The following is a 3,166-nucleotide window of genomic DNA, read 5'->3' as shown; positions in this document are numbered from 1 at the left end:
CCCGGGGGCGCCGCTACTTTTTTTTAAACCACCCCGTTTGGGGGCGGGGCTCTCGTCAATTGTTTTTCGGTTTCGCCCCGGCCCCCGCGGGCGGGTGGACCAGTCGACGGGCGCCGATGAATGTAAACCAGCCGGACCCGTATCCCTGGACGGCCGGCCGGTGCGCGGGGTCAGTGGATGATGCCCGTGCGCAGGGCCACGGCGACCATTCCGGCGCGGTCTCCGGTGCCGAGCTTGCGGGCGATGCGGGCGAGATGACTCTTGACGGTCAGGGCGGACAGCCCCATGGAGACGCCGATGGCCTTGTTGGACTGACCTTCGGCGACCAGCCGGAGCACCTCCACCTCGCGGCCGGACAGTTCGCGGTAGCCGCCCGGGTGGCTCGGGGTGCCGGGGGGCCGGCGGTGCATACGGGCGGCATTGGCGCCGATGGGAGCGACGCCGGGACGGGTGGGGTGGCCGATGTTGGTGCGGGTGCCGGTGACGACGTAGCCCTTCACGCCGCCCGCGAGGGCGTTGCGCACGGCGCCGATGTCATCGGCGGCGGACAGGGCGAGGCCGTTCGGCCAGCCGGCGGCTCGGGTTTCGGACAGCAGGGTCAGCCCGGAACCATCGGGCAGATGGACGTCGGCAACACAGATGTCGCGCGGGTTGGCGACGCGGGGACGGGCCTCCGCGATGGACGACGCCTCGATGACGTCACGTACTCCGAGTGCCCACAGATGGCGGGTGACGGTGGAACGGACGCGCGGGTCGGCCACGACGACCATGGCCGTCGGCTTGTTCGGGCGGTAGGCGACCAGGCTTGCGGGCTGCTCTAGGAGAACGGACACCAGGCCTCCTGGGGAGTGGCGGGACGGGCCGGCTCGGGGATGAAGCCGGGGCGAACCGTGCTTGAAGGGTCATTGACCTCTTCGGCAGCAGACCCGTCCTCCTTTAGAGGAAGATCACGATTTGGTGAGTAACAATTCGGGCAAATCGGACGGGCGATCGATTGTACGAAAAGAATGCCGGTGCCTGTGCGATACCTGTGACACAGCGTTACCGAAACTGGTCCGGCCTCGGGAATGCGGGCGGCCTCTTGCACGGTGCGTACACATGGGAACCGGACGCGGGGCAGGTGTGCGGAACCGGCGCGACGGAAATCCGCCCTCGGAAGGGCGCGCGGACGGCCCGGCCGGGAACGCCTCCGGGGCCGGGGGGGGAGCCGTGCGGATCCGGCTACGGCACGTGGGGGCCGCGCCGCTGCGGCAGCGTCACCACCGCGGCGTCGGCCGCACCCGACGGCGGCAGACCGGCGATCTGGCACAGCAGATCCCCCCACGCCGCCAGATGGGACGCCGTGTCCGGGACCCCGCCGCGCCCCTCGCGCGGCGTCCAGGAGGCCCGGATCTCGATCTGGGTCGCCGGACGCCGCTCGGACAGCGTCCCGAAGTAGTGCGAACCGGCCCGGGTGACCGTGCCGCCCGCCTCCCCGTACGAGAGGCCGCGCGCCTCCAGCGCACCGGTCAGCCAGGACCAGCACACCTCCGGCAGCAGCGGGTCGGACGCCATCTCCGGCTCCAGTTCGGCACGTACCAGCGTCACCAGCCGGAACACGCCGTGCCAGGCGTCGTGCCCGGCCGGATCGTGCAGGAGCACCAGTCGGCCGTCGGCGAGATCCTCGTCGTCGTCGCCGACGACCGCCGCCTCCAGGGCATAGGCGTGCGGGGCGAGGCGCTGGGGCGGCCGGGTCGGCTCCACCTGCAGCTCGGCGCGGAGCCGTGCGGAGCGCAGCGCGTCCACCGCCGACCGGAACGCGGGCGGGACGGAACTACCCTCCGCACTGTCCTTGCTGTCAGCGCCATCGGAATGTTCGGAAAATTGTCCCTGAGCCGGAGCCATGCGGGGAAGAGTAGGCGGAACCGGAGCCTGGCGCAGGGAGGGACACCCACGCGGGGCTCGGCTCCTTACCGCTTCATGCGAAGATTCTGTGCGTGAGCGCCAACGACAGCCCCTCGGGCCAGCAGACGAAGACCTCCGCCACTCACGAGTCGGCGTTCCTGAAGGCATGCCGGCGCGAGCCCGTGCCGCACACGCCGGTCTGGTTCATGCGTCAGGCGGGGCGCTCGCTGCCCGAGTACCTGAAGGTGCGCGAGGGCATCGCGATGCTCGACTCCTGCATGATGCCGGAGCTCGTCACGGAGATCACCCTGCAGCCCGTCCGCCGCCACAAGGTCGACGCGGCGATCTACTACAGCGACATCGTCGTGCCCCTGAAGGCCATCGGGATCGAACTCGACATCAAGCCCGGCGTCGGTCCGGTCATCGCCGACCCGATCCGTACCCGCGCCGACCTGGCCCGGCTGCGCGACCTCACGCCGGAGGACGTCCACTACGTCACCGAGGCCATCGGCATGCTCACCGCAGAGCTGGGGTCCACGCCGCTCATCGGGTTCGCCGGTGCGCCGTTCACCCTCGCGAGCTATCTCGTGGAGGGCGGCCCGTCCCGCGGCCACGAGCGCACCAAGGCGATGATGCACGGTGAGCCGGAGCTCTGGGCCGAGCTGCTCGACCGGCTCGCCGAGATCACCGGAGCGTTCCTGAAGGTGCAGATCGAGGCGGGTGCCTCGGCCGTGCAGCTCTTCGACTCCTGGGTGGGAGCCCTCGCACCCGCCGACTATCGGCGCTCGGTGATGCCCGCGTCCGCGAAGGTCTTCGAAGCCGTCGCCGCGTACGGTGTCCCGCGCATCCACTTCGGCGTCGGCACCGGTGAACTGCTCGGGCTGATGGGCGAGGCCGGCGCGGACGTCGTCGGTGTCGACTGGCGGGTCCCGATGGACGAGGGTGCGCGCCGGGTCGGACCCGGCAAGGCGCTCCAGGGCAACCTCGACCCCGCGGTGCTGTTCGCGCCGACGGCGACGGTGGAGGCCAAGGCGCGCGAGGTGCTGGACGCGGCCGCGGGTCTGGAGGGACACATCTTCAACCTGGGTCACGGCGTGATGCCGACGACCGACCCGGACGCGCTGACCCGGCTCGTCGAGTACGTCCACACGCAGACGGCCCGCTGAGCCGGATCCCGATGCCGCGCCGCGCGCCGCGAAGCCCCCGGGGAGCCCCGCCCGCGGCGGATATGGGGGTGAATAAGGGGAGGTTTAAGGGGGCGTTGAGGGAAAACACCCGCCCG

3 protein-coding genes are annotated in these 3,166 nt (G+C 70.9%); 1 reads left to right on the top strand and 2 read right to left on the bottom strand.

All coding sequences use genetic code 11. The annotated features are described in order from the left end of the window. Positions 1 to 170: 170 nt before the first annotated feature. Entirely contained in the window at positions 171 to 833 is a 663-nt protein-coding gene (locus tag ACFVXE_RS01595) for a LuxR C-terminal-related transcriptional regulator (RefSeq protein WP_389668097.1), read from the bottom strand. Positions 834 to 1,221: 388 nt separating this feature from the next. Next, complete coding sequence (locus ACFVXE_RS01590; RefSeq protein WP_389668096.1) at positions 1,222 to 1,884, bottom strand: DUF3000 domain-containing protein; 663 nt, start codon at positions 1,882 to 1,884, stop codon at positions 1,222 to 1,224. A gap of 92 nt (positions 1,885 to 1,976) precedes the next feature. On the opposite strand from ACFVXE_RS01590, the gene hemE reads away from it, so the two are divergent. Beyond that, positions 1,977 to 3,050: a uroporphyrinogen decarboxylase gene (gene hemE / locus ACFVXE_RS01585; RefSeq protein ID WP_389668094.1), complete on the top strand. Its 1,074-nt coding sequence runs from the start codon at positions 1,977 to 1,979 to the stop codon at positions 3,048 to 3,050. Positions 3,051 to 3,166 lie beyond the last annotated feature (116 nt).

The sequence above is a fragment of the Streptomyces sp. NPDC058231 genome (genome assembly GCF_042882275.1).
GTDB lineage: Bacteria > Actinomycetota > Actinomycetes > Streptomycetales > Streptomycetaceae > Streptomyces.
The sequence above is the reverse complement of the archived record's forward strand: the minus strand, read 5'-3'. Positions and strand labels throughout refer to the sequence as shown.

Coding starts and splice junctions, on each gene's coding strand:
- ACFVXE_RS01590 (WP_389668096.1), bottom strand. CDS start 1,884: ATGGCTCCGGCTCAGGGACAATTTTCCGAACATTCCGATGGCGCTGAC.